1 protein-coding gene is annotated in these 1,349 nt (G+C 43.3%); it reads right to left on the bottom strand.

Going from position 1 to position 1,349, the window contains the following annotated elements:
• Nucleotides 1-202: 202 nt before the first annotated feature.
• On the bottom strand, nt 203-1,192 hold the full coding sequence (locus tag VXK47_RS02495) for a hypothetical protein (protein ID WP_435547194.1): 990 nt from the start codon (nt 1,190-1,192) through the stop codon (nt 203-205).
• Nucleotides 1,193-1,349: the final 157 nt, after the last annotated feature.

Here is a 1,349-nt window from a genome sequence, read left to right as displayed (position 1 = left end):
TTCATTGATTTGTTATAAAACGATATCCGCCTTCAGCGCAAGTGGGTCAAGACTTACGCTTAATATCTTATGACAATGAGGGCATATAGACGTTTTGAACATTTTGGTTTTCCTTTATTATGTATTTTTTGTTTTATAACGGCGCGCCTGACCAGCGGGCGCGGTTTTTAGCCCGTCTGCGTCCAGGCGCTTGTTAGCATAATCATTTTTTTGAACCAATAACGAGATTGTCAACCACTTTCAGAACCGACGTGTCCCAAGGGTAAGCCTCATTTCTCTTCATCCATTGTTCAGCCTTCGAATAAAATGTGGCATCGGAGGCAACTGGGATAAAAAATTGTGATATAATTTCCTTCATAAGGAGCCATTCGATTTCCAAATCGTTTCTTATGGTTGTATTTCCGCGTAAAAACCTAAGAGTATATTCACGATCGATAGGCGGTATGATATTGGGTAACATATGATGCATAACTTTTGAATTGCCAACAAGCGTAGTCCCGCTTGCCATTACCTTAACGCCACAAAATATTTCTTTTAAGACGGCCCACTTGATTTCGGACATTTCGCGAAAATCGAATGTCTGAGCCTCAGCAATCCTGCCTTTTAGCGTCTGGACACTTTGGGATAAAACCTGGAAGCTCCGCATCTTAGACCCACCCCTGCCCATTCTATGCATACCCCAAGAGGCAAGGGTTGCGTAGACATATTCCAGGTGGGTTAATGATGTTGGGTCATAACGGGTGGCCAAAGCACGTTCATGAAAGTAAAGACTAGGACCACGAAAGGTTTCAGCTTTGTAGTAGGCATCGTGATATCTTTCAGCGTTCGACAGTATTTCTCTGATTTTATCGTTGTACTTGGTTTTCCTTTCAGCGGGAACTATGCGTCGAGGCGCCGTTCCAGAGACCTCCATTGGTCGCCGCAATGGCTTTTCAAAGCCAGTCAGGGAAATTTTCATTGGTTTGGTGCTTTTGTCGCATTGAAAAGTGTCACTTGTCCCCGTAATCGTGTAAATTTGTGCCAAGAGTGCATGGTCGAGGTCTTTGTAATGGCCTTTTTCAACATTTCTATGATGTGCAGGGGTTCCGTAGAAATCAGGATGTTTCATTTTTACTTGGTCCCTGATCTCCTGCGGAGTCATTGGATCGGAAGTTGAGGACACAATGTTTTTTACAACATCACTGAATTTCATTTTTCCTCTTTGATGCTAACGACGGAAATAACCCACGCCGCCGCCGGCCAAGGATAAAAAACGTAACTTACTCGGCGTTGGGTTCATTGATTTGTTATAATTTTTCCGATTCAATTGCTTCCGTTTCCAGGTCAAAGAGGTCATTAGATACCCTGCA

Origin of the sequence: Desulfobacterium sp. N47, from assembly GCF_051233685.1 — a bacterium.
Lineage (GTDB): Bacteria > Desulfobacterota > Desulfobacteria > Desulfobacterales > RPRI01 > RPRI01.
This window is presented reverse-complemented; position numbering and strand designations above follow the sequence as displayed.